General features: G+C 66.8%; 21 protein-coding genes. 12 read left to right on the top strand and 9 right to left on the bottom strand.

Translation table 11 applies throughout. The features are described from left to right. Nucleotides 1-127: 127 nt before the first annotated feature. Nucleotides 128-1,807 (bottom strand): adenine deaminase, encoded by a 1,680-nt coding sequence (ade, locus tag HVO_RS01520; RefSeq protein WP_049914729.1) that lies wholly within the window; start codon nucleotides 1,805-1,807, stop codon nucleotides 128-130. Between the two features lie 220 nt (nucleotides 1,808-2,027). On the opposite strand from ade, the gene HVO_RS01515 reads away from it, so the two are divergent. From HVO_RS01515 to HVO_RS01505, 3 genes are read left to right on the top strand one after another with little or no spacing between them, the layout of a single operon-like run. Further along, nucleotides 2,028-3,656, top strand: a complete 1,629-nt coding sequence (locus tag HVO_RS01515; protein ID WP_004041226.1) for an ABC transporter ATP-binding protein — start codon at nucleotides 2,028-2,030, stop codon at nucleotides 3,654-3,656. Continuing rightward, complete coding sequence (gene tsgB13 / locus HVO_RS01510) at nucleotides 3,653-4,795, top strand: glucose ABC transporter permease TsgB13 (protein WP_004041227.1); 1,143 nt, start codon at nucleotides 3,653-3,655, stop codon at nucleotides 4,793-4,795. The genes HVO_RS01515 and tsgB13 overlap by 4 nt, the downstream gene beginning before the upstream one ends. Continuing rightward, entirely contained in the window at nucleotides 4,789-5,781 is a 993-nt protein-coding gene (locus tag HVO_RS01505) for an ABC transporter permease (protein ID WP_004041228.1), read from the top strand. Before tsgB13 ends, HVO_RS01505 begins: the two co-directional genes overlap by 7 nt. A gap of 322 nt (nucleotides 5,782-6,103) precedes the next feature. On the opposite strand, the gene HVO_RS01500 is transcribed toward HVO_RS01505, so the two are convergent. The 5 genes from HVO_RS01500 to HVO_RS01480 all read right to left on the bottom strand — a co-directional run bounded on the left by HVO_RS01500 (nucleotide 6,104) and on the right by HVO_RS01480 (nucleotide 11,646). Beyond that, complete coding sequence (locus tag HVO_RS01500; protein WP_004041229.1) at nucleotides 6,104-6,688, bottom strand: nucleotidyltransferase family protein; 585 nt, start codon at nucleotides 6,686-6,688, stop codon at nucleotides 6,104-6,106. 169 nt (nucleotides 6,689-6,857) lie between these two features. Next, nucleotides 6,858-7,823 carry an XdhC family protein gene (locus HVO_RS01495; protein ID WP_013034981.1) on the bottom strand — a complete coding sequence of 322 codons (966 nt, stop codon included), beginning with the start codon at nucleotides 7,821-7,823 and terminating at the stop codon, nucleotides 6,858-6,860. 115 nt (nucleotides 7,824-7,938) lie between these two features. Continuing rightward, entirely contained in the window at nucleotides 7,939-8,808 is an 870-nt protein-coding gene (locus HVO_RS01490) for an FAD binding domain-containing protein (protein ID WP_004041231.1), read from the bottom strand. Further along, entirely contained in the window at nucleotides 8,805-11,168 is a 2,364-nt protein-coding gene (locus tag HVO_RS01485) for a xanthine dehydrogenase family protein molybdopterin-binding subunit (RefSeq protein WP_004041232.1), read from the bottom strand. Before HVO_RS01485 ends, HVO_RS01490 begins: the two co-directional genes overlap by 4 nt. A 1-nt stretch (nucleotide 11,169) precedes the next feature. Continuing rightward, nucleotides 11,170-11,646: a (2Fe-2S)-binding protein gene (locus HVO_RS01480; protein WP_004041233.1), complete on the bottom strand. Its 477-nt coding sequence runs from the start codon at nucleotides 11,644-11,646 to the stop codon at nucleotides 11,170-11,172. Nucleotides 11,647-12,569: 923 nt separating this feature from the next. Between HVO_RS01480 and HVO_RS01475 the strand changes: the two genes are divergently transcribed. The 9 genes from HVO_RS01475 to HVO_RS01435 all read left to right on the top strand — a co-directional run bounded on the left by HVO_RS01475 (nucleotide 12,570) and on the right by HVO_RS01435 (nucleotide 20,899). Continuing rightward, a complete protein-coding gene (locus tag HVO_RS01475) occupies nucleotides 12,570-13,889 on the top strand; it encodes a Zn-dependent hydrolase (RefSeq protein ID WP_004041234.1) in 1,320 nt (439 codons plus the stop codon). 26 nt (nucleotides 13,890-13,915) lie between these two features. Next, a complete protein-coding gene (locus HVO_RS01470) occupies nucleotides 13,916-14,332 on the top strand; it encodes a DUF3830 family protein (protein ID WP_004041235.1) in 417 nt (138 codons plus the stop codon). A gap of 359 nt (nucleotides 14,333-14,691) precedes the next feature. Continuing rightward, the gene (locus tag HVO_RS01465) at nucleotides 14,692-16,116 is read left to right on the top strand and encodes a uracil-xanthine permease family protein (RefSeq protein ID WP_004041237.1); all 1,425 of its coding nucleotides are present in this window, start codon (nucleotides 14,692-14,694) and stop codon (nucleotides 16,114-16,116) included. An 86-nt stretch (nucleotides 16,117-16,202) separates the two neighbouring features. Continuing rightward, a complete protein-coding gene (locus HVO_RS01460; RefSeq protein ID WP_004041238.1) occupies nucleotides 16,203-17,582 on the top strand; it encodes a dihydroorotase in 1,380 nt (459 codons plus the stop codon). 83 nt (nucleotides 17,583-17,665) lie between these two features. Beyond that, complete coding sequence (uraD, locus tag HVO_RS01455) at nucleotides 17,666-18,172, top strand: 2-oxo-4-hydroxy-4-carboxy-5-ureidoimidazoline decarboxylase (RefSeq protein WP_004041239.1); 507 nt, start codon at nucleotides 17,666-17,668, stop codon at nucleotides 18,170-18,172. Nucleotides 18,173-18,269: 97 nt separating this feature from the next. Then, nucleotides 18,270-19,256, top strand: coding sequence for a factor-independent urate hydroxylase (gene pucL, locus HVO_RS01450; protein ID WP_004041240.1), 987 nt, complete (start codon nucleotides 18,270-18,272; stop codon nucleotides 19,254-19,256). Nucleotide 19,257: 1 nt separating this feature from the next. Then, nucleotides 19,258-19,608, top strand: coding sequence for a hydroxyisourate hydrolase (gene uraH / locus HVO_RS01445; protein WP_004041241.1), 351 nt, complete (start codon nucleotides 19,258-19,260; stop codon nucleotides 19,606-19,608). A gap of 592 nt (nucleotides 19,609-20,200) precedes the next feature. Beyond that, nucleotides 20,201-20,386, top strand: coding sequence for a hypothetical protein (locus tag HVO_RS01440; protein WP_004041242.1), 186 nt, complete (start codon nucleotides 20,201-20,203; stop codon nucleotides 20,384-20,386). A 111-nt stretch (nucleotides 20,387-20,497) separates the two neighbouring features. After that, nucleotides 20,498-20,899, top strand: coding sequence for a hypothetical protein (locus HVO_RS01435; RefSeq protein ID WP_004041243.1), 402 nt, complete (start codon nucleotides 20,498-20,500; stop codon nucleotides 20,897-20,899). Between the two features lie 47 nt (nucleotides 20,900-20,946). On the opposite strand, the gene HVO_RS01430 is transcribed toward HVO_RS01435, so the two are convergent. Genes HVO_RS01430 through HVO_RS01420 form a run of 3 tightly spaced genes read right to left on the bottom strand, consistent with a single transcriptional unit; the run spans nucleotide 20,947 to nucleotide 23,855 of the window. After that, nucleotides 20,947-22,080 carry an ABC transporter ATP-binding protein gene (locus HVO_RS01430; RefSeq protein WP_004041244.1) on the bottom strand — a complete coding sequence of 378 codons (1,134 nt, stop codon included), beginning with the start codon at nucleotides 22,078-22,080 and terminating at the stop codon, nucleotides 20,947-20,949. Nucleotides 22,081-22,090: 10 nt separating this feature from the next. Further along, nucleotides 22,091-22,957, bottom strand: coding sequence for a carbohydrate ABC transporter permease (locus HVO_RS01425; RefSeq protein WP_004041245.1), 867 nt, complete (start codon nucleotides 22,955-22,957; stop codon nucleotides 22,091-22,093). 4 nt (nucleotides 22,958-22,961) lie between these two features. After that, nucleotides 22,962-23,855 (bottom strand): carbohydrate ABC transporter permease, encoded by an 894-nt coding sequence (locus HVO_RS01420; protein ID WP_004041246.1) that lies wholly within the window; start codon nucleotides 23,853-23,855, stop codon nucleotides 22,962-22,964. Between the last annotated feature and the right edge of the window lie 6 nt (nucleotides 23,856-23,861).

Raw genomic sequence — 23,861 nt, 5'->3', positions numbered from 1 at the left:
TTTCATCATCTTCTAGATATAATTGTCATACAAGTCAGTTCCTCCCCGTTTTGAAATCGAATGTCGCTGAATACGATGTTTCTGTGGACGAATATCGACTCCACGCGCCGCGACGGTCGTTCTGCTGTCAGTCGATAACTGTCGGCACGTACTCGAACGACTCCACGTCGACCAGCCCGTTGTTGGTGAGTCGGTACGTCGGAATCACTTCGAGGGCGAGAAACGACAGCGCCATCAGGCCACCGTCGCGGTCGAGTCCGAGGTCGTCGGCGGTCGCCTCGACTGATTCGAACGTCTCCTTTACGGTCCCCAGCGATTCGTCCGACATCAACCCTCCCATCGGAAGCGCCAGCGACGACAGGGCGTCGTCCTCCGGGTCGTACGCCGCGACGCCGCCGCCGACATCCCGGAGGTGGTTCGCCACGGTCGCCATCGAGTCGTGGTCGACGCCGGCGACGATGCAGTTGTGCGCGTCGTGGGCCACCGTCGATCCCACAGCGCCCCGCTCCAGCCCGAGCCCGCGGACGAATCCGCGGCCGATGCCGCCCGCTTCCCCGTGCCGTTCGATGACGGCGAGTGGAAGCACGTCGTCGTCCGCGTTCGCGGTGAGGACCCGTTCCTCGTTGACCGGCGCGACGGGAACGTCTGCTTCCGCCCGTCCTGTCTGGAGTCCGCCGACCGCGTCGATGACTCTGACTCGCACGGGGTAGTCCCCCGCGTGTCGCACCGCGAGGTCCGCCGCCGACACCGGTTCGAACCTCACGGTGCCGGTCGCTATGGCCGACGCCGGCGGCGCGCCACCACCCTTCGTCGGGTCGACCGCTCCGTCGACGACGACGTGGTCCACCTCCCACGTTCGCAGGTCCGAGAGCAAGACGAGGTCAGCCGGTGCCCCCGGCCGAATCCGCCCGAAGGGGAGCCCGTAGCTCTCGGCGGTGTTGACGGTCGCCATCTGCACCGCCTCAACCGGGTCGACACCCAACCGGATGGCCTTTCGAACCGCGAAGTCGACGCCGCCCCGCTCGACGAGGTCGACGACGTCTCTGTCGTCGGTACACAGCGAGAGCCGCCGACTGCCCACCTCGTCGACGAGACCGACCACGTCCGCGAGGTTCTTGCTCGCGGAACCCTCCCTGAGGTAGACGCGGAGTCCCGCCTCGACTTTCTCTCGGGCTTCCGCGAGACTGATGCTCTCGTGGTCGTTGTCGAGGTATCGGGCGACCGTCTGGAGGTCGCTTCCGCGTACCCGAGGCGCGTGTCCGTCGACCGTCAGCCCGTGGTCCCTCGCGGCCCGAATCTTCTCGTGGACGGAGTCGTCGCCGGCGACGACGCCGGGAACGTTCATCACTTCGCCCAGCGCGACGACCTCGTCTTCCCCGAGCAGGGCGTCGACGGCCTCGGCATCGAGCGTCGCGCCCCCGTCCTGTAACGTCGTCGCCGGGACCGACGACGGAACGGTAAAGCGGACTTTCAGCGGCGTCCGTGTCGCGTCGGCCATCATCGCCTCGACGCCGGCGACGCCGCTCACGTTCGCAATCTCGTGCGGGTCGTGAACCACGCTCGTGACGCCCCGCGGCACCACCGCGTCGGCGTACTGCGGGAGCGTCACCATCGACGACTCGACGTGCATGTGCGCGTCGATGAGACCGGGCGCGATGTACTCCGCGTCGAGTTCGCGGGCCGCCGGTCGCTCTTCGAGCGCGACGATTCGCCCGTCGTCCACGGCGACGAACGACTCCGAGACGGTCCCCGTGTCGACGTTGACGAGGTTCCCGCTGACGAGGAGGTCAACCGGTTCGTCGCTCATCGTTGCGCTCCGTTCGATTCGGCTATCCGAGAGGCGGTCGGTGTCCACATCGATAGGCGCTCTTGTCGGAGGCGGGATTTATGAATTTCCCCACGTCATCCGAACACCCCCGAACAGATGGGCACGTCAAAACAAATATTCCGGTCATGAGAACAGTTATCTTGGTGGATTCAATACACTCCTGTGAATATACCACATGACAAGGGAACCATTTCTCCGGATGGAGAACATCGTGAAAGCGTTTCCGGGCGTCGTGGCCAACGACCACATTGACCTCACCGTCGAGCGCGGTGAAATCCACGGGTTGCTCGGCGAGAACGGCGCTGGAAAGAGCACGCTCATGAAGATTCTGTACGGTCTCTACTCGCAGGACGACGGCGAAATCTCCCTCTCCGGAACGCGGCTTCGGCTGGACTCCCCGCAGGACGCTATCGACGCGGGAATCGGGATGGTCCACCAGCACTTCATGTTGATTCCCCGTCTAACCGTCGCGGAGAACGTCGTCCTCGGCGAGCGCGAGCCGGCGACGCCGTTTCGCCCGGACGCGGACGCGGGCGGATGGCTCCCGGACGCCGTCCGCTCCAATTCGCTCGTCCAGTCGCTCGCCGGGCGGTTTTCGCTCGGCCTCGACGTTCCGGAGCGGCGCATCCAAGAACTGGCCGACCGGTACGGCTTCGACATCGACGTGAGCGCGAAAGTCTGGGAGCTGGGCGTCGGCCAGCAACAGCGCGTCGAGATTCTCAAGGCGCTGTACCGCGATGTCGACCTGCTCATCCTCGACGAGCCGACGGCCGTGTTGACGCCGACCGAGGCCGACCTCCTTTTTGACTCGCTCGAACGCCTCACCGACGAGGGCGTGTCGATTATCTTCATCACGCACAAGCTCGAGGAGGTCGAAGCGGTCGTCGACCGCGTGACCGTCCTCCGCGACGGCGAGAACGTCGGCACCGTCTCCACGTCAGACGTTTCTCGAGCCGACCTCGCGGAGATGATGGTCGGCCGCGAAGTGCTGTTCACGGTCGACAGAGAACGCGTCGCCCCCGGCGAGCCAGTCCTCCGGGCGCGGAACGTCTCCGCCACGGACGACCGCGGCATCGAGGCGCTGTCGAACGTCGACCTCACGGTTCGCCGCGGTGAGGTTGTCGGCATCGCCGGCGTCAGCGGTAACGGGCAGAAGGAACTCGCGGAAGTCATCGCCGGACTCCGCACTGTCTCCGCGGGCGAACTGACTGTCGACGGGAGGGACCTCACGAACGCCTCGCCCCGGACGTTTATCGACAACGGCGTCTCGTTCGTCCCCGAAGATAGAAACCGCTACGGCTCCGCGGGGGACCTTTCTGTGATGCACAACGCGGCGATGAAGGATTTCCGCGAGGACCGCTTCGGGAGCGGGGTGACGCTGGACTACGGCGAACTCCGGGCGCACGCCGAGGCGCTCGTCGAGGCGTTCGACGTTCGCGGCGTCCACGACGTGACCGACGCGACGGCCGGCGACCTCTCGGGCGGTAACTTACAGAAGCTCATTCTCGCCCGAGAAATCTCCCGTGACCCCGACCTCCTCGTCGCGAACCAGCCCACCCGCGGCGTCGACGTCGGCGCGATAGAGTCCATCCGCGAGGCGATTCTCGACCAGCGGACCGAGGGGACCGGCGTGGTGCTGCTCTCGGAGGACCTCGACGAGATTATCGACCTGAGCGACCGCATCCTCGTCGTCTACGAGGGCGAGGTCGTCTACGAGACGACGCCCGAGGACGCCGACCGCGAGCGAATCGGGCTCGAAATGACCGGCGGCGGGGACGCCACCGCGACCGCGGGCGCTCAAGTCCGAGGACTCGGTGGGAGCTCATGAACGTCGAACTGCAACTCGACCCCCGTCGAACCGTCCCCGCGTGGCTAGCCTACGGGACGCCGGTACTGACGGTCCTCGCGGCCTTAGCCGTCGGCGGCGTCGCGCTCGTCGCGCTGAACGTCGACCCGGTGGACGCCTACGGCGTGATGTTCGTCGAGACGCTCACCAGCCAGTTCGGCCTCACGGAGGTCCTCGTCAGGGCGGTCCCCCTGATTCTGGCGGGCCTCGCGGTGTATCTCCCGCTGAAGGCGGGGCTGTTCAACATCGGTGCCGAGGGACAGCTCCTCCTCGGCGCGCTCGCCGGCACGTGGGTCGCCGTAAACGTCTCGCTTCCCGCCGTGGCGTTGCTCCCGCTGATGTTTCTCGCCGCCTGCGTCGCCGGCGCGTTCTGGGCGGGCATCCCCGCGTGGCTCCGCGCGAAGTGGGACGTCAACGAGATTATCACCTCGCTTCTGTTGACGTTCGTCGCACAGGAACTCCAGAGCTACCTGCTCCGCGGTCCCATGCAGGGCGGCACCGGGAACTTCCCGCAGTCGGCTCGCTTTTCGGACGCCGCGACCCTCCCGCCGCTCGCCGGACTCGTGCCCGGCGGCGAGTCGATACCGCTCTTCGCGGACGTTCACGCCGGCCTGTTGGTCGCCGTCGCAGCGGTCGTCGCCACGTACGTCGTCATGACCAAGACGCGCCTCGGCTTCGAGGTCACGTTCGTCGGCTCGAACGACGAGGCCGCCCGGCAGGCGGGGATGAGCCGGCACACGGTGTACCTGTTCGTCTTCCTCCTCGGCGGCGCGTTCGCGGCGCTCGGCGGCATCGCTGAAATCGCCGGCTCGCAGGGGCGGTTCCGCGCCGCCTTCGCCCCCGGCTACGGGTTCACCGCGATTCCCATCGCCCTCCTGGGCCGCAACAGCGCGGTCAAGGTCACGCTCGCCGGGCTGTTTTTCGCCGTCCTGTTCGTCGGCGGGTCGAGCGTCGAGGTCGCCTTCGGCGTCCCCGCGGCGTTGGTCGAAATCATTCAGGCGCTCGTCATCCTCTTTCTCATCACCTCGGAGTTCTTCAAGCGCTACCGAGTCGGCATCGCGTTCGACCGGCGGGGGAACGACGCGCCGGCCGACGCCACAGGCGGTGATGCGCGGTGGTGAGCTTCGCCGCCGGCCTCCTGAACGCGACGGTGCAGGCCGCGACGGTGCTGTTGTTGGCCGGGCTCGGAGAGCTCATCAGCGAGCGCGCGGGCGTCCTCAACCTCGGCGTCGAGGGGATGATGCTCGTCGGCGCGCTCGGCGGGTTCGTCGTCACCGCCGTTACGGGGAACTACTGGCTCGGCTTCGGTGTCGGCATCGCCTGCGGGATGGCGCTCGCGGCCGTCCACGCGTTCCTCTGTATCTCCCTGAAGTCGAACCAGGTCATAAGCGGCGTCATGCTGACGCTGTTGGGGACCGGCCTGACGACGTTCTTCGGGTCCGGGTGGGTCCAAGAGTCCATCACCGGCTTCCCCCAGATGACTTTCCCGATAGTCGGCCGCTACCTCGTCCACCTTCCACTCGTCGGTGAGGCGTTCTTCCGCAGTACCGCAACCGACTACCTCGCGCTCCTCGCGGTGCCGGTCGTCTGGTTTTTCCTGTATCGGTCGAACCTCGGTCTCGAAATCATCGCTGTCGGCGAAGACCCCGAGATGGCCGACACGATGGGTGTGCCGGTGTTCAAATTTCGCTATCTCGCGGTCATCATCGGCGGCGGCTTCGCCGGGGCCGCCGGCGCGCACCTCTCGCTGGCGTTCTCCCAACTGTGGGTTCCCGGCATGACCGTGGGCCGCGGCTGGATTGCGGTCGCACTCGTCGTCTTCGCCCAGTGGCGGCCCAGCAGGATGCTCGTCGGCGCGTACCTCTTCGGCCTGCTCGACGCGCTTCAACTCCGGTCGCAGTCGCTCTCGCTGGCCCTCGACCCGAACGCCCCCCTTGCCGGCGTCCTCAACCCGCTCGTCAACACGCTCATGAACCCGCAGATTATGTCTACGTACCCCTACCTGACGACGATTGCCGTCCTCTCGTACGCGGTCATCCGGACCGAGAGCGTCCGACTCGCGGTCCCCTCCGCGCTGTTGCAGTCGTACAACCGCGAGATGGACTGACCCGGCGTTCGACGCCACGACCGTGGCACTGGCCGTGCCCTGACTCGCGCCGTCACCCCTCTTTTCACCGCTCACGCCGCCTTCACTCGTGTCGCCCGTCGTTCGGTCACGCCGAGCCGCGCCCGCGACTCGTTACAGTAGTACCGTCGTAATGTTGTTAGTATCTCCTCCCTCACACCCCACGGATATAATGAATATAATTGTCTACTGCATCCCGAGGGCGGTGGTGTGGCTCCCGCGTCGCTCCGGCGGTCCCGCGTGCCCGGTCAGCCCTCCACGATGCCGAACTCGCGGCGGTCGGGAGACGCCTCGACGACCGGCGTCAGCGGTGCGCTTCGAGGTCGGCCACCGTGTCGATATCCGCGTGGATTCCGGGGTCGTCCACGGCGACTCGAGCGACTGGCATCGCTTCGAACAGGGCGCGCGCACCCGCGTCTCCCGTGAGCCTCCCGAACCGGTCGAGCGCTGCCGCGTCGAACGCGACGGGGTTTCCGCGTTGCCCGTCGTACACCGGGACGACGACGTGTCGGTCGTCGCGGTCAATCGCCGCGAGGAGTTCGTCGTAGGTCGCGCTCCCGACGGCGGGCATGTCGCCGAGCGCGAACACGCCGACCGACCCGCCGCGCGACAGCACCTCCTCCGCCCCGCGCCGAACCGACGCGCTCTGTCCAGCGTCGTACCGCTCGTTACGGACGACCGTCAGCCGAGTTTCGAGCGGTTCTAACGCCCGCCGGACCCGTTCGGCGTCGTGTCCGAGGACGACCACGGTTTCATCGACCGGCGACTCGATCAGCCGCCGGGCCGCCCGGCGGACGATTGGCTCGCCGTCGAGCGGCTGACAGAGCTTGTTCCCGGGTTCGAACCGGGTTCCCGCCCCCGCGGCGAGCAGGATGCCCACCCGGGTCATCCGAGCTCGGGCCGCCCGTGAATCGGGCCCGCGCGGTCGGTCAGCCGTGCCCCGCTGCGGCCGTTGTGAACCGCGAGCAGTTCGCTGACGACGCTCAGCCCGACGGTCGACGCCCGTCGCCGCCGATGTCGAGCCCGCACGGGGCGCGATTCGCTCGCGGTCGGTCGCGTCAAGCTCTCGGTCCATCGCTCGCGGAGCTGGTCGAACGCCCCCGCGGGCCCATCACGCCGACGTACGGAACCTCGGTCCCGAGTATCGACTCCAGCGCGAGTCGGTCGTCGACGAAGTTGTGCGACATGAGCACGACGTAGGTGTGGTCGGGCGCGTCGACGAGGGCCGCGAGTTCGGCGGGGTGTACCGCGGTCACTTCGCTGGCCGCCGGGAACCGACTCTCGTCGGCGTGCGCCCCTCTCGCGGCCGCGACGCGGACGCGGAAGCCGGCCTGCGCGCCGAGCGACGCGACGGGGTTGACGTCTCCGTGGCCGCCGAAGACGAGCAGCTCCGGCGTCGGTGCGAGGTCGTTTGCGAACACCCGCACGTCGCCGTCGCTCGTCCGCACGTCGAGCGTCGCCGCCGCGCCTGACGCCGCCCCGTCGAGCCGCGATTCTGCCTTGGCGACGACCGCCTCGGGAAGGCCGGGACGGCCCTTCGAGAGCCGTTCGCCCCGTCCCCGCGTTATCACCGTCCGGTCGCCGACGCCGATTGCCGGGTCGTCGGTCTCGACGGCGGTGAGCACCGTCGCCGCGCGTTTCTCGCGGAGTTCGCTCAACGCGGGGTCGAAACTCGCGTCGACCGGCTCGACGAGCACGTCGATGACGCCGTTGCAGCCGAGTCCGAGCCCCCACGCGTCGGCGTCGCCTCCCCGGAGGTCGAACGTCTCCAGTCGCGGCGTCCCGCTCGCGCTCACCCGCCGCGCGGTCTCTGTCACCGACTCGGTTATACAGCCGGCGGTGACCGCGCCGAGTCGCTCGCCGTCGGGCACGACGACCATACGCGCCCCCGGTCGGCGGTAGCCCGACTCCTCGACGTTCACGACGGTCGCGACGACCGCCTCCGACCCCGAGCCTCGCTGCTCGCGCATCGACTGCCGAACGCTGTCTGCGGTCGCGCTCCACGGGTCGTCTGTCGTTCGCATCGTTCAGTCGCCTTCCCGTACTCCCGTCAGCAGTATTGATTTATCGGTCGGTTCGGTGGCCCCGCCGCACGGGGCGGTCGGACGAACACGCCCACAGCCCCGCTCGGCCGGCGGTTCACGGCTCCGAAGCGGCCTGCTCGATTGCCTGTCGGCAGTACGTCCGGACGAGCTGTCGCCGGTACTCCTCGGTCGCCGCGTCGTTCGCCAGTAGCGACGCCGTCTCGACGTCGTCGAGTGCGGCGGTCGCGGCCTCGGTCGCACCGTCGCCGTCGACGACCCTGCCGACGGCCTCGTCGACGAGCGCGCGTTCGACGTTCGGGAGCCGAACCGGATACGGCTTGGCCCCGTTCACCGCGACTCGGGCCGAGCGCACGACCCCGTCGTCGGTCTCGAACGCGGCCGCGACACCGACGACGGCGTACCCCGAGTACTCCGAGGTTCGGACGTAGCCGCTCCGTTCGACGCTCGGCACCTCGACTCTGGTGACGAGCTCGTTCCCGTCGAGCGCGGTCGTTCCGGGGCCGCGGAACCAGTCGTCCGCCGCTATCGCCCGCCGGCCGGCCGGCCCGAGAGTGACGACTCTCCCGCCGAGTGCGAGAAACGCCGCCGGCGCGTCGTATTTCGGGTCGGCAAACACGAGGTTGCCCGCGATCGTCCCGCGGTTTCTCGCCTGAAAGTCGCCGACCGAATCGGTCGCGTCGGCCAGCGCCCGCGCGCGCTCCGCGACGGTCGCGTCGGTTGCAATCTCGTCGTGGGTCACGAGCGCGCCGATAGCGACGCCGTCGCCCCGCTCCGTGATCCCGCGCAGCTCGTTGAGGCCGCTCACGTCTATCAGCCGGTCGGGAGTCTCGATGCCGTCTTTCAGCAGGGGTACGAGGCTGTATCCGCCGGCGATGACGCGCGCCTCGTCGGCGTCTGCGAGTCGCTCGACCGCCTCCGACACGGTCTCGGGTTCGACGTACTCGACCGACTCGAACGCCGTCATCGGTCCCGGTCCTCCTGGAGCGCGGTCCACACCGTCTCGGGCGTAATCGGGAGTTCGGTCGCCCGGACGCCGACGGCGTCGTGTATCGCGTTCGCAATCGCGGCGGGCGGGCCGAGTATCGAGACCTCGCCGACGCTCTTCGCGCCGAACGGCCCCGTCGGCTCGTCGGTTTCGACCAACTCCGTGTCGATGTCGGGGAGTTCCGGCGCGTGCATCACCTCGTAGTCGCGGAGCCCGCGGAACTCCGGCGCGCCCCGGTCGTCCAGCGGGAGGTCCTCGGAGACCGTCTGTCCGAGTCCCATGACCGCGCCGCCGATGACTTGGCCGCGAGCGCCCGCGGGATTAATCGCCCGTCCGCAGTCGACGGCGTTCACGAGTCGGCGCACTTCGAACTCGCCGGTCTCGGTGTCCACTTCGACCGCCGCGAGCTGCGCCGCGAACGGCTTGGGCGAGAGCGCAGTGTGGTGCTTCCCGGTTCCCGTGAGTCGCCGCTTCGGCCCGTGAATCCCCTGAAACGCCTCCGACGCGAACCGTTCGAGGGCCATCGACTCTCCGTCGGGGAACCGGACCTCGCCGTCGGCCAGTTCCACGTCGTCCGGGGCGACTCCGCGCCACTCGGCCGCGAGGTCGCGAACCTTCGCCGCGAGGTCGCGAGCGGCCTTCTCGGTCGCGTTCCCGCTGATGTAGGTCGTACTGCTCGCGTACGCCCCGTTGTCCCACGGGGTCGCGTCGGTGTCGTCGGCCTTCACGTGGACCGACTCGATGCCGAGTCCGAACACGCTCGCCGCAATCTGGCCCATCACCGTCTCAGAGCCCTGTCCGGTGTCTCCGACGCCGACCCGGACGGTGAGCGTCCCGTCATCTTCCAGCGTGATGTTACACCGGGAAAACTCGCTGCTCGGGACGCCGGATTTCGCCATCGCCAGCGCGACCCCGTACCCGCGCTGGTAGCGGTCGTCGGCCGGTTCCTCGGGGCCGTCCGCCCAGCCGAGCGTCTCGCAGGCGCGTTCGAGACACTCCTTGACGCCGACGGATTCGAGGGTTCGCTTGCTCTCGCTGTACTCCGGTTCGAAGCTCTCGTCGCCCTCCTCGACCGCGTTTCGCCGCCGCAACTCGACCGGGTCCATCCCGATGGCCGCGGCGACCTCGTCGAGGTGGCTCTCGATGCCGAACGTCCCCTGTACCGCCCCGTACCCGCGCATCGCCCCGCCGGGCGTGACGTTGGTGTAGACCGCGCGCCCGGTGAACAGCCGGTTCTCGCAGGGGTAGACAGACAGCGGTTCGTGGGCGGCGTTCATCAGCACCGCGGAGGCGTGACAGCCGTACGCGCCCGTGTTCGAGGTCACGTCGACGTGCATCGCCGTGAGCGTCCCGTCCTCCCGGACGCCGGTCTTGACGCGGACGGTCTGGGCGTGGCGCGTCTGCGCCCCGTGGAGGTCCTCCTTTCGGTCGTTTTTCAGCCGGACCTTCTCGCCGGTTTCGAGCGCGAGTGCCGCGCCGATGAACTGGTTCGGGAGCGTGTCCTGTCTGACGCCGAAGCCGCCGCCGACGCGGGGCTTGACGACTCGAACGTCGGTGCGGTTCAGGCCGAACACGCGGGCGATTTTGTCGCGGCAGATGTGCGAGACCTGCGTCGTCGTCCGCAGGACGAGCCGCCTTCGGTCGTCCACCCACGCGATGGTCGTGTTCGTCTCCATCGGGAGGTGGTGGACGGCCTGCGTCTCGTACTCCCCCTCGACGACCTCGTCGGCCGCCTCGAACCCGCGTTCGACGTTTCCCTCCTCGTGGCGGGTCTCGCAGACGACGTTCCGCTCGGGAGCCGCGTTCTCTTGAGGGTTCTCGTACGGCTCAGGGTGGAGCGTCGGCGCGTCCGCCCCCATCGCCTCGTGCGCGTCGAGGACGTGGTCGTACGGCTCGTAGTCGACCTCGATGGCGTCGACCGCGGCCGCGGCGGCCTCGGCGGTTCGCGCGGCGACGGCGGCCACCGGCTCGCCGACGAACCGGACCGTCTCGTTCAGGACGCGCTCGTCGAACGGGGCCGGGGCCGGGTAGGGAAAACCGGTTCGCGTGAAGCGGTCCTCGGGAACGTCCTCGTGGGTGAGCACCGCCTTCACGCCGGCTATCGTTTCCGCGGCCTCGGTGTCGATAGACCGAACGCGAGCGTGCGCGTGCGGGCTCCGAAGCACCTTCGCGGCGAGGGCGTCGTCGGTCGGCACGTCGTCGGTGTAGCGTGCCTTGCCGGTGACGAGCCCCCAGCCGTCGACTTTCTCGACGCTCTCGCCGACGGGGGCGTCGTCTCCGCGCGCCTCGCTGGTCGACTTCGCCGCCGTCTCGGGGTCGCCGGTGTCGGACCGAGGCATCTTACCCGGAGCCCTCGGACGACGCGTCCGACCCGGAGAGGCGGTCGGCCGCCGCTTGCACCGCCTCTATTTGCTGGACGTAGCCCGTACAGCGACAGATGTTGCCGCTCAGCCCGTCTGCGACCTCGCTCTCGGTCGGCTCGTCGTTCCGCTGGAGGAGGTCGTACGAGGCGAGCAGTACGCCGGGGATGCAGTAGCTACATTGGGCGGCCCCGTGTTCGAGGAACGCCGACTGAAGGGGGTGGAGGCCGCCGTCGTCGTCGGCCAGTCCCTCGACGGTCATCACCTCCGCTCCGTCGCAACTCGCCGCCGGCACGAGACACGACCGGGTGACTCCCTCGTCGCCGAGGATGACGTTGCATGCCCCGCAAACGCCCTCGTCACAGCCGTTTTTGACGCCGTAGTACCCCGCCCCGCGGAGCGTCTCCATGAGCGTCTCGCCGGACGAGACGGCGAACTGTTCGTCTTCACCGTTCACGCTCGCTCGGACTACGGTAGTTGACGTGCTATCTTGAATCATTCTTGAATATATCCGCTCCTATACGCAATTAAATATTCTGGTAGGGGGCATAATTGTGCCAGCATTCCCTCGATTGTCCGGTTCACGAGCGCGGTCTTCGGGAGCGGTCTCGATGTCGCCGGTGTGGTCGTTTCGTTCGTCGTCTCCCCAGCCTCACCCCGCCTCGCACCGACCCCGCCTGATTCCCGATTCGACGCTCCCGTTTGAAATAGTCGAACGCGTTCCGCGGGAGGTTCGAGCGCGCTGTGGCGACCGCTCGCGGCTCGCGAGAGACACGATACCGTTTGTCATCACGGGGGTCGTGCGTCTGGAATAGGAAATTACAACCGTAAATTTGTAATCCATCGCGAGGAGTTCACCCAAGGACGGGAGCGCACGCCGTGGTGTCGCTGTCCCCCGTCGCGCGTTCGAGCATCTTGGACGAGCCGAGGTAACCACCGTCGCTCGGCGGTGGCTAACGGAGCGGTATCACCCCACTTTCGTCGAGCGCGCTCGATGTCTCGCTCGGACGGGATGAGTAATCGGGTTCGAGCTGGTCGTGTGGGCGGTTGTCGGACGCACTTGTCTCGTCGGCGTTTGAAATAGTCGAACATTCTAATCCGGCCCTCCGGTTGGAACTGTGTATGTATTCACTAAATTTGAAAAACATCGAGTATTCTGGCCACCAAATCGCCATCTCACGAAATGTTTATCAACAAGTGGTGTTACTCTCGGGGTAAGTACGCAATGATACCTTTCAGACCGAAGCCGACAGCCGCCGACCGCCGGCTCCGGACGACGGGGACGGGCGGCGGTTCGGTCGCGGACGTTCCTGCCTCGCCGCGACACGGTGCCACCCGGCGGCGGAATCGACGGCGCAGCGGTCGTCGTGACGGGGGACCGTGACGGCCCCGACTCGCGGCAGTGCGGGTCGCGTTTCGTTCGACATCGACGGCGACTCTTTCCGCGAGGACATCGAGCGAACGGCGGTATTCGGCTCGGTAGACACCGAACACGGGCGCGGTCGGACCGCGCTCCCCGCCGACGCGGCGAACGGGCGGGCCCGCGATTACCTCGTGAGCCGCCTCGAAGCGGTCGGTCTCGACGTCCGTATCGACGCCGTCGGCAACATCGCCGGTCGGTGGACCCCGGACGGCGTCGACCCGGATGCGGCCCCGGTCGCCGCCGGGAGCCACCTCGATTCGGTTCCGAACGGCGGCATCTTCGACGGACCGCTCGGGGTCTACGCCGCCGTGGAGGCCGTCCGAAGTATCCGCGAGAGCGACCTGACGCCCGCTCGCCCGCTCGAAGTCGTCTGCTTCACCGGCGAGGAGGGGACGCGCTTCGCTGACGGCGTCCTCGGGTCGACGGTCGCCGCCGGGAAACGCGGCGTCGACGAGACGCTCGCGCTGACGGACGGCGACGTGACGCTCGAAGACGCCCTCGACCGCGTCGGCTACCGCGGCTCGGGCCGCCTCGACGCGAGCGCGTGGGACGCGTGGGTCGAACTCCACATCGAACAGAACACGCGCCTCGGAGACGCCGGCGTCCCTCTCGGTATCGTCACCGACATCACCGGAACCGCGCGGTGTCACGTGTCTATCGAGGGGCAGGCCGACCACTCGGGGACGACCGAGATGACGGCGCGCCACGATGCGCTCGCGGCCGCGAGCGAACTCGTCTTGGAGGTCGAGCGGCGCGCCGCGGACATCGCGACGACCGGCAGCGGCACCGCCGTCGGCACCGTCGGCGAACTCGACGTCGAACCGAACGTCGTCAACGTCGTCCCCGGTGCGGCCTCGCTCCGCCTCGACCTCCGGTCGGTCGACCGCGAGGAGATACGCCTCCAGTTGGACGCGGTCGAACGGGCGCTCGACGCGGTCGAGACCCACCGCGGCGTGACGACTTCGTTCGACTGCACCTACGACGTTCCGCCGACGCCGCTGTCGGAGCGCTGTCGGCGGGTCGCGACCGAGGCGTCCCGCGCGTGCGACATCGAGACGCTGTCGCTCCACTCGGGCGCGGGCCACGACACGATGCAGGTCGCCGACGTGACCGACGCCGCGCTCGTGTTCGTCGCCTCCGAGAACGGCCACTCGCACTCACCGAGAGAGCGGGCCGACTGGGCCGACTGCACCGCCGCGACCGAAGTGCTCGCGGGGACGCTCGCCAGACTGGCGACGACGGACGACACCGAGACGGACGACACCGAACGAAACTAACCACCATCACACGAGCCACTACACCCATGTTACAGCTAGAAATCGGAGACCGGACGTTCACCGCAGAACTGCACGAAGACCGCGCGCCCGCCTCCGTCGAGGCGGTTCGAGAGTTCCTCCCGTTGGAGTCGGAGCTCATGCACGTCCGCTGGAGCGGCATCGCGACGTGGATAAACATCGACGAAATCGACCTCCCCGAGATTCCGCGGGAAAACCACACCGTCTACCCGTCGCGGGGCGACCTGCTTCTCTACCCCGGCTACCGGAACGAACAGGAGATTCTCGTCCCCTGCGGCCCGACGTGCTTCAAGAGCCCCGCCGGTGAACTCGCCGGGAACCACTTCGCGACCATCGACGCGACGGCGGAGGAGCTGAAGGCAATCGAGGAACTGACGCTCCGCGAGGGCGTCCAAGACGTCGTCATCCGAGAGGTATCGGAGTGACCGACATCGCGGTCCTTCACGACGTGCTTTCGGCCGCCGCGCGGAGCGACTACCTCGTACTCGCGTGCCCCTCACCGAGACGACGCGCGGCCTCGTCGACGAGCGGACGTTCAACGCGCTCCCGACCGTCGGTATCGGCCCGTCCGTAGGCGGGGACGCCACAGGCGGTCGCACCGGTAGCGCGCGCCCTCGATGAGCCGCGCGATTGAATACGTTCCCTCGATGATTTCTACGACTGTCTCGCTCGACGAGCGAGCGCTGTCTGTACGTGTATTCTTACTCGAAGGAAAACACCATTCATAGATATATTAGGTGAATAAGGGGTAGTTTCAAAAGCCAGTCTCGTGTCGTGTGAGCTGATGACTAGCACATCCGCCGATGCGGAGAGCGACTCGGTCGTACTGTACGATATCGAAGACAGACCGCCGCTGGGCGAGGCGGTCCCGCTGGGAATCCAACACGTCCTCGCGATGTTCCTCGGCAACGTCGCGCCGCCGCTCATCCTCGCGGGCGCCGTCGGTTCGGTGTCGGGCCAGACGACGTTTCTCGTGCAGATGGCGCTCATCGTCGCCGGCGCGGCGACGCTCGTGCAGGCCTTCCCAATCGGTCCCGTCGGCGCGCGACTCCCAATCGTCATGGGAACGAGCTTCGCGTTCCTCGGCCCGCTCATCGGTATCGGCCAACAGTTCGGCATCGCCGCGGTTTTCGGCACGTCACTTCTCGCCGCGCCCGTCGAGTTGGTGATGGGCGTCACGCTCGACCGCTTCCAGAAGTACTTCCCACCGCTCGTCACGGGCATCGTCGTGATGCTCATCGGGCTGACGCTCATCCCGACGGGGATGAACTACGCCGCGGGCGCGTCCGCCGGCCCCTCGGCCGCCGGCTACGGCTCGTTTGCGAACCTCGGCCTCGCGGGGCTCGTCTTGGTCGTCACGGTCGTTCTCAACCAGTTCTTCGACGGCTTCCTCCGCGTCATCAGCGTCTTCGTCGGCATCGTCGTCGGCTACGTCGCCGCCATCGCGCTCGGGATGGTCGACTTCACCGCCGTCGCGACCGCGGGGTGGATAACCGTGCCGACGCCGCTCAGATTCGGCCTCGAATTCCCGCCCAGTGCCGTGCTCACGGTCGCGTTCCTCTACGTCATCACCGGCCTCGAAACCATCGGCGACATCTCCGGCACGGTGTCGGCGACCGGCCGGAACCCGACCCGCAAGGAGTTCCGCGGCGGCCTCGTCGCCGACGCCGTGATGAGCGCGTTCGCCGCGCTGTTCAACGCGCTTCCCAACACGTCTTTCTCGCAGAACGTCGGCCTCGTGAGCTTCACCGGCGTCGCGAGCCGATACGTCGTCGGCATCGGCGGGGTCGTCCTCGTCGTGCTCGGCTTCGTCCCGAAGGTCGGCGCGGTCGTCTCCGTGATGCCCGACGCCGTCCTCGGCGGCGGCGCGCTCATCCTCTTCGCGATGATCTTCTCCTCGGGGGCGCGCATCATCACGCAGAACGTCACGCTCGACCACCGGAACTCGACGATTCTCGCGCTGTCGATGGCGTTCGGCCTCGGCGTGGCGTTCCGCCCCGAGGTGCTCCAGAACTTCCCTGCCGAGGTGCAGACGTTGTTCGGCTCCGCGCTCGTCACCGGCGGTTTCACCGCGCTCGCGCTCAACGTCGTGCTCCCCGGCGGCGGCGTCGGCCTCGGCCCGACCGAGCACACCGACGGCCTCGACCCGGAAGACCTGACCGAACTGTCGAGTTCTGAGTCGTCGCCCTCCGCGCCGGTCGACGACTGAGTTCGCCCCGTCTGCTGCTTTCTCGCCCCAGTTCGACCCGCGGTCTACCGGTACGTATAATTCGCTCCACCGAGGAGTGTGTCGTGATGACTGTTGACACGATACTCGCCGGCGGGACCGTCGTCACCGACTCGCGGACGCTCGACGCCGCGGTCGCGGTCGACGAGGGTCGCATCGTCGGCGTCGGCGACGAGGACGCCCTCCCCGCTGGACGGAACCGAATCGACGCGACTGGACAGGTCGTCATGCCCGGCGTCGTCGACCCGCACATCCACGTCGACGACCACGTCTCCATCGACACCTACCGAACCGTGTCCAGCGCGGCGGCGCTCGGCGGGGTCACCACGTTCATCGACTTCGCGTGGCAGGCCTACGAGGGCGCGGACAGTCCGTGGGACGAGCCGGCGACCCTTTCGGAGGGCCTCGAACGCAAACGCGACCAACAGGAACAGTCGCTCGTCGACTTCGGATTACACGGCGGGATTCTCAGGGAGGACGACGCGGTCTTCGAGGAGATTCCGGTGCTCGTCGACGACGGCGTGACCTCGTTCAAGATGTACACCGCCTACGAGTTCGGCGTCTCGAACGGCTTTCTCAAGCGGGTGTTCGACCGCCTCGCCGAACACGACGCGGTCGGCGTGGTCCACAGCGAAGACGACTCGGTCTGCCGGGCGCTCACCGCCGAACTCCGGGCCGCTGGCGAGGACGCCCCCGAGACGTACCCGCAGTCTCGCCCCGACTACGCCGAGGCGATGGCCGCGTCCGACGCGGTCACGCTCGCGACCGAGGCCGGGGCGAAATACTACGGCATCCACACGACGTGCCGGGCGGCCGCCGACGCGCTCGCCCGCCACCGCGAGGACGGGTCGCGGGTCAGGGCGGAGACCTGCACGCACTACACGACGCTCGACGACTCCGTCTACGCGGAACTGGGGAACCTGCCGAAAATCGCGCCGCCCATCCGCAAGGAAGACGACGTGGAGGCGATGTTCGAATACCTCCGCCGCGGCGTGCTGAGCGTCGTCTCGACGGACCACGTCGCCTCGAAGCGCGCCGACAAGGTCGACCGGCCGTGGTGGGAGGGCCCGTTCGGCGCGAACGGCGTGCAGGTCAGCCTCCCGGTGTTCCACGACGAGGCGGTCAACGAGCGCGGGCTCTCGTACCCGTTCCTCGTCCGCGTGATGTGTTCGAACCCGGCCGAGACGTTCGGCCTCCCGAACAAGGGCACGCTCGAACCCGGAACCGACGCCGATATCGTCCTGTTCGACCCCGACGAGACGTACACGATTTCCGCCGACGCGAACGCCTCGAAGGCGGACTACTCGATTTACGAGGGCCGGGAAGTCACGGGCCGGGTGACGAAGACGCTCGTCCGCGGCGAGGTCGTCGCGGCCGACGGCGAGGTCGTCGGCGACCCCGGCCACGGCCGGTTCGTGGAGCGCGAGCGCCCCGATTGGAGCGCGTGAGTCGGGCCCCCCGCCGATTCGACGCGGAAGGAGGGAGGTTCACGAGTAGGTTGAAGTGTCGAGGTCACGCACGCCAAACAACGATGCACGAACTCACGCTCCAGCAGGTGAACCGCCTCGACGACGACTCGTTCGTGGACGCGTTCGGGGAGATATACGAACACTCGCCGTGGGTCGCCGAGCGGGCGCGGTCGTCGCGACCGTTTTCGTCCGTGGACGAACTCCGGTCGGCCATGAAGCGCGCCGTCGAGGACGCGTCGCGCGAGAAGCAACTCCAGTTGCTCCGGGCGCACCCCGACCTCGGAGAGCGGACCGAGATGACCGACGCCTCGGAGGCGGAACAGGCGTCGGCCGAGCTGGACTCGCTCTCGCGGAGCCAGTACGAGACGTTCCAACGACTGAACGAGACGTACCGCGAGCGGTTCGGCTTCCCGTTCGTCATGGCGGTGAAAGACGAGAACCCCGACGCGATTGCCGCGGCGATGGAACGCCGGGTCGACCACTCGGAGTCGACGGAGTTTCGGACCGCGCTGGACGAGGTCCACACGATTGCGGAACTCCGGTTGGCGGAGCGGTTCTCGTCAGAATAGGAACCGACTGTCTGTCTGAATCAAAGCCGAAACGAGTCGCGTATGTCACGCGAACGCAAAGATTTTTGTTTAACGATGCACCTTTCATAGACGAATTATGACAGCGCAACAGTCACCGGTGGACGGTGACGCCCCGGACAGCGGCGAACAGCGGACGATGAACTACGGGAAGGAGAACGTCGCCGTCTACCGGACGTACGCGACCCCGCTGGAGGGCGTTCGCACGATTCCGGAGTCGTCGTTCGACGGGCGGGACAACGTGCTGTTCGGCCTCGACGTTCGCGTGCAGGTCGAAGGCGAGGAGTTCCTGCCGTCGTTCAGCGAGGGCGACAACACGAAGGTCGTGGCGACGGACTCGATGAAGAACTTCATCCTCCACCACGCCGGCGAGTACGACGGGGCCACCCTCGAAGGCTTCTTGGAGTTCGTCGGGTCGGGGTTCTTGGACACCTACTCGCAGATGAGCGCCGTCGAGGTGTCGGCCGACGAGATTCGATTCGACGAACTGCCCGTCCCAGAGGACGACGGCGACGGGTACGAGGCGAGCGACCTCGTCTTCCGCGTCTCCGACAACGAGTCCGGCTACGGCTCCATCTCGCTGACGCGAGACGACGGCACACCCGTCATCACCGACCAGACGAGCGGCGTCACCGGCCTCGAACTGGTCAAGGTCGAGGGGAGTTCGTTCACCGGCTACGTCCAAGACGAGTACACGACGCTCCCGGAGCGCGAGGACCGAACGCTCTACATCTCGCTCGATATCTTCTGGAGCTACGACGACCCCGAAGACGCGCTCGGCGAGGACCCCGAACGGTACGTGCCGTCCGAGCAGGTCCGCGACATCGCCCACGTCGTCTTCGACGAGGTCGACTCGAACTCGATTCAGGACCTCATCTACCAAATCGGCCTGCGCGTCCTCGAACGCTATCCGCAGCTCGCGTCCGTTCGGTTCGAGGCGAACAACCGCACCTGGCTCAGCGTCCGCGACGACCTCGACGGCGACGCCAGCGTCCTGCGGGAGCCGCCCGCGCCGACCGGCTTCCAGCAGTTCTCGATGGACCGCGGCGACCTCGACGAGCAGTAAGATGAGCGAAGGAGTAACCACGCACGTCCTCGACACCAGCAGCGAGGGACCGGCGGCCGGCGTCGACGTGACGCTTCAAAAACTGGATTCGTCCGGCGAGGCGGAGACGGTCGGCCGCGGCACGACCAACGACGACGGACGGGTCGACGAACCGCTTTTGTCGGGCGACGCGATGGAGACCGGAACCTACCAACTCCTGTTCGAAGTCGGCCCGTACTACCGCGACGGCCCCACGGAATCGTCGTTCTTGGAGACGGTTCCGGTCCGGTTCGTCGTCGACGACGCCAACGAGCACTATCACGTTCCCCTGTTGCTGTCGCCGGGGAGCTACACGACCTACCGGGGAAGCTGAGACGCCGATCGGGACCATGGCTCGTCGCCCCGACAGGAACGCCAGAACGAACTAACAGAAATTCGGGAGTATCGAAAAAATACCATATTTCATTCAATCTCGGGACTGGACGATGGACCCACTCGTCTCGGAACCCGCCGTCGGATACTCGCCGGTTTCGAGACCTTGCTACCAGAGTACAACCGACGCTCAATCACTGTACCCGACGAAAGCGACCGTACTGCCGCTACCGACTCGAACATCACGCGAGGCCGTCGTTCGTGCTGACGACGCGAGAGTCGCTCCGAACGGCACGTATCGAAAGCTCGACCCTCGCGGGCCTGAAGACTGCGTCTAGTTCCTTTTTTCGTCTGTTGGTTCCTTCGAACGGGCCGTATCGACCGACCCGTTCACTCCTCTCCTACCGTAGAGAAAGACGATTGACTGCTCGCACACCTCTCAGTATTTTATTATATATTGGATTTATAGATATGCCGTTCTTTCGACTGTTGATTCACCGTCTACCCGAAGCCGGCCGCCGTCTCTCTCGGGTGTCGATTCCGCGGTTCGGGGCCACCACCTTTTCCTCCGAGGGGTCGCTACTGCCGACGCCATGGGCGTGATGAGCAAGCTTCGACGGCTGCTCGGACTGGTAGAGGGCCACGAAGACGAAGTCGCCAAACAGGTCGGCAAGCGGACGAAGGTGAGCGAGGAGAAAGCCAAGAAAGGCATCGAAAAGGCGACTGACGCGGTCAAAAACGGCTCTGACTCCGGTTCGGGAGATCGGAGTAGCTACTGACCGCTGGTGGTAGTGGTGGTGCAGGGGCCGCGACGGGCGGTCGACCGGGGGAAGTCGGCCGCTCGCAGTTCTCGGCGGACCACTCATAACGGTCCGCCTCGCACACGGACTATGTCCGAATCTCACGCGCCGTCCCTCGACGGGCGCGTCTTCAAATCGGTCGCCAACGCCGAGAGCGGCGACGTCGGCGGCGACACCCACTTCTGGTTCGACCAGTCCGGCGACCTGATTCACGCGGCGTACCGCGGCGGAACCGTCAGGCTGGGCCACCTCGTCGGCCGCCACCGCGGCGACACGCTCGACTTCCGGTACTCTCACGTCACCGACGACGGGACGACTGCGACCGGCCACTCGACGGACCGCATCGAGCGACTGGAAGACGGCCGCCTCCGCCTTCACGAGGACTGGTCGTGGGACTCGAAACCGGGGTCCGGCACGAGCGTCCTCGAAGACCTCACCGACGAGGAGCGCGCGGGACTCGACCTGTCGCCCGAGGCGTTCGACGGGCGGTAGCGACGCGCCCTGCGTTCGCTTCGCCGCTCGCCTCGCCGCCTGCCTCGTCAGTCGGCTACGACGCTCTCGGTCGCCCGCTCGGGAACCGACGAGTGGTAGACGGCGTCGCCGTCCGCATCGAACAGGTGCAGGCGGTCCGTATCGACGGCGAGTTCGACGGTGTCTCCGGCCGTGATTCGGCTTCGCGGCTCGACTTTGACCCGAATCTCCTCGTCGCCGAGGCGACAGTGCAGAAGCAGGAGTTCGCCGAGCGGTTCGGTGACCGTCACCTCGGCGGTGAACGACTCCGACGCCCCGGCGGTGTTCGAGACGAGAGACACGTCTTCGGGTCTGACGCCGAGGGTGAGGCCGTCGTCGTCCACGTCGTCCAGCCCGGAGCCCGCAGGGAGCGTGAGCGAGAGGCCCGGCGCTTCGGCGACGAGTTCGCTCCTCTGCCGGCGGACCGCCACGGGAACGAAGTTCATCGCGGGCTCGCCGACGAAGCCGGCGACGAACTGGTTCGTCGGGTAGTCGTACAGCTCTTGGGGCGGTGCGACCTGCTGGAGCCTCCCGTCTTCGAGCACCGCGACCCTGTCGCCGAGCGTCATCGCCTCCGTCTGGTCGTGGGTGACGTAGACGGTCGTCGTATCGAGGTCGCGGTGGAGTTTGAGCAGTTCGGCGCGCATCTGCACCCGGAGCTTCGCGTCGAGGTTGGACAGCGGCTCGTCCATCAGGAACACGTCCGGTTCGCGGACGAGCGCCCGGCCGATGGCGACCCGCTGTCGCTCCCCGCCCGAGAGTTCCTTCGGCTTCCGGTCGCGGAGGTGTGCGATACCGAGCGTCTCGGTGGCGTCTTCCACGCGCCGTTCGATTTCGTCGGCGGAGAACTCGCTGGCCGATTTCATGCCGAACTTCATGTTCTCTGCCGCCGTCATGTGCGGGTACAGCGCGTAGTTCTGAAACACCATCGCGATGCTTCGGTCCTTCGGCGGCACCTCGTTGACGACGCGGTCGCCGATGGCGATGGAGCCGTCCGTCACCGATTCGAGGCCGGCGAGCATCCGGAGCGTCGTCGATTTCCCGCACCCCGAGGGGCCGACGACGACGAGGAACTCGCCGTCTTCGATTTCGAGGTCGATACCCTTCACGGCGCGCACGTCGTCGTACGTCTTCCGTAAGTTCTGAATCGTGATGTCTGACATGGTGGGTTCGCTATTTCTGTTGGATGGTGAGCGTTCGCAGGAGCGGTCGGTGCAGCACGACGAGCACCACGAGCGGCGGGAGCAACGCGAGGACCGCGCCGGCCATGATGAGCCCCCACTGCGTCAGCCCCGCCTGCGCGGAGCCCTGGAGGTACCGAATCCCCACTTGGACGACCTGACTGCTCTTGTCGGTCACGACGACCAGCGGCCAGAGGAACTGGTTCCACGTGTAGATGAACGTGATAACGCACACCCCGGCAATCATCCCTCTCGACATCGGGACGAGCACCCTGAACAGGAAGGTGAGCGGGCCGACGCCGTCGAGGCGCGCGACCTCGACGAGCGAGGCCGGAATCCCCGTGAACTGCTGGCGAAAGAGGAACACGGCCGTCGCGCTCGCGATGTAGGGTCCGGTCAACGCCAACAGGGAGTTCGTCCAGCCGAGGTCGGCCATCAGCTGGAACAGCGGGACGATTCGAACCGGCACCGGCAACAACAGCGTCAGCAGGATGAACATGAACACCGCCCGCTCGTACGGGAAGCGGTAGTAGACGAGCGCGAGCGCCGCGAACAGCGAGAGCGTGACCTTCCCGACGACGACGACGACGCTCATCACGAACGAGTTCAGCATGTACGTGCTGAAGTCGTAGTTCACGAGCGCGTCCGAGTAGTTCGACAGCCCCCTCGACCCGAGGCCGAGGTTCGTCACCTGATACACCTCCGTCGTCGACTGCGTGCTCATGATAATCGCGAGCAGCAGCGGCGACGCCATCAGGAGGATTGCGAAGACGATGCCGCCGTGCAGCAGCGCGTCGTCCGGCAGTCGGTGCGCGAGTCTTCCCGCGTCGAACGTCGTGGTGTCTGTCTCTGTGGCCATCTCGTTATCCTCCGTACCGCCCGTAGCCCGACGCGAACCGAAGCTGGATGTACATCAGAACCGACACGACGACGAACAGAATCACGGACTGCGCGGACGCCAGCCCGAGGCTGTTGAACTGGAAGGCGTCGCGGTAGAGCTTGAATATCAGGAAGTTCGTTGCGTCGCTCGGCCCGCCGCTCGTCATCAGGTCGACGAGCGGGAACGTCGAGAAGAACGCGTATATCGTGTTCATGACGACGAGGAACGTCATCGTCGGCGCAATCATCGGCACGTACACCTTGTACAGCATCCTGAACCGGCCGACGCCGTCGATGCGCGCGTTCTCCGTCAGTATCTCGGGGATGTTGTTCAGCGCGGCGACGATGAAGATGATGTTGTAGCCGAGCTGTTTCCAGACGGCGACGACCGCGAGGATGGCGAACGCCTGCGGGCCGTCGTTGAACCAGTCCAAGGTGAGCGGCGTCAGGAGTTCGAGGTAGTGGGTGAAGATGCCGAGATTCGGGTGGAGAATGAAGTTCAGGAGAATCGCGGCGACCGCCGGCGGGAGCGCGTACGGCCAAATCGCGGCGACGAGATAGACGGACGACCGAACGTCGACGGAGAATATCAGGTAGCCGATCAGCAGCGAGACGCCGAGCGTCCCGAAGACGACGACCGCCGCGAACGCGACCGTGATGAAGAAGCTGTACTGGTAGGTGCCCGACGTGAGCAGGGTGACGAAATTCCCGAGCCCGGTCCACGTCTGTCGCTGTCCGAGAAACAGCGTCTCGTAGAGACTGAGGCGGAACGTTTCGAGCGCGGGGTAGTACAGAAACGCGACGAGTACCGCAGCTGTCGGGAGCAACAACAGCGCCGCCTGAAGCGTCGAATCGTACGGTTTTGTGGCAGTAGACATGTAAAT

Origin of the sequence: Haloferax volcanii DS2 (assembly GCF_000025685.1) — an archaeon.
In the GTDB taxonomy this organism is placed as follows: domain Archaea; phylum Halobacteriota; class Halobacteria; order Halobacteriales; family Haloferacaceae; genus Haloferax; species Haloferax volcanii.
This window is presented reverse-complemented; position numbering and strand designations above follow the sequence as displayed.

What these genes read in the sequence shown, in the direction of transcription:
- ade (WP_049914729.1), bottom strand. Translation starts at nt 1,807, where the DNA reads ATGAGCGACGAACCGGTTGACCTCCTCGTCAGCGGGAACCTCGTCAAC.
- HVO_RS01515 (WP_004041226.1), top strand. Translation starts at nt 2,028, where the DNA reads ATGGAGAACATCGTGAAAGCGTTTCCGGGCGTCGTGGCCAACGACCAC.
- tsgB13 (WP_004041227.1), top strand. Translation starts at nt 3,653, where the DNA reads ATGAACGTCGAACTGCAACTCGACCCCCGTCGAACCGTCCCCGCGTGG.
- HVO_RS01500 (WP_004041229.1), bottom strand. Translation starts at nt 6,688, where the DNA reads ATGACCCGGGTGGGCATCCTGCTCGCCGCGGGGGCGGGAACCCGGTTC.
- HVO_RS01495 (WP_013034981.1), bottom strand. Translation starts at nt 7,823, where the DNA reads ATGCGAACGACAGACGACCCGTGGAGCGCGACCGCAGACAGCGTTCGG.
- HVO_RS01490 (WP_004041231.1), bottom strand. Translation starts at nt 8,808, where the DNA reads ATGACGGCGTTCGAGTCGGTCGAGTACGTCGAACCCGAGACCGTGTCG.
- HVO_RS01485 (WP_004041232.1), bottom strand. Translation starts at nt 11,168, where the DNA reads ATGCCTCGGTCCGACACCGGCGACCCCGAGACGGCGGCGAAGTCGACC.
- HVO_RS01470 (WP_004041235.1), top strand. Translation starts at nt 13,916, where the DNA reads ATGTTACAGCTAGAAATCGGAGACCGGACGTTCACCGCAGAACTGCAC.
- HVO_RS01465 (WP_004041237.1), top strand. Translation starts at nt 14,692, where the DNA reads ATGACTAGCACATCCGCCGATGCGGAGAGCGACTCGGTCGTACTGTAC.
- HVO_RS01460 (WP_004041238.1), top strand. Translation starts at nt 16,203, where the DNA reads ATGACTGTTGACACGATACTCGCCGGCGGGACCGTCGTCACCGACTCG.
- uraD (WP_004041239.1), top strand. Translation starts at nt 17,666, where the DNA reads ATGCACGAACTCACGCTCCAGCAGGTGAACCGCCTCGACGACGACTCG.
- pucL (WP_004041240.1), top strand. Translation starts at nt 18,270, where the DNA reads ATGACAGCGCAACAGTCACCGGTGGACGGTGACGCCCCGGACAGCGGC.
- uraH (WP_004041241.1), top strand. Translation starts at nt 19,258, where the DNA reads ATGAGCGAAGGAGTAACCACGCACGTCCTCGACACCAGCAGCGAGGGA.
- HVO_RS01440 (WP_004041242.1), top strand. Translation starts at nt 20,201, where the DNA reads ATGGGCGTGATGAGCAAGCTTCGACGGCTGCTCGGACTGGTAGAGGGC.
- HVO_RS01435 (WP_004041243.1), top strand. Translation starts at nt 20,498, where the DNA reads ATGTCCGAATCTCACGCGCCGTCCCTCGACGGGCGCGTCTTCAAATCG.
- HVO_RS01430 (WP_004041244.1), bottom strand. Translation starts at nt 22,080, where the DNA reads ATGTCAGACATCACGATTCAGAACTTACGGAAGACGTACGACGACGTG.
- HVO_RS01425 (WP_004041245.1), bottom strand. Translation starts at nt 22,957, where the DNA reads ATGGCCACAGAGACAGACACCACGACGTTCGACGCGGGAAGACTCGCG.
- HVO_RS01420 (WP_004041246.1), bottom strand. Translation starts at nt 23,855, where the DNA reads ATGTCTACTGCCACAAAACCGTACGATTCGACGCTTCAGGCGGCGCTG.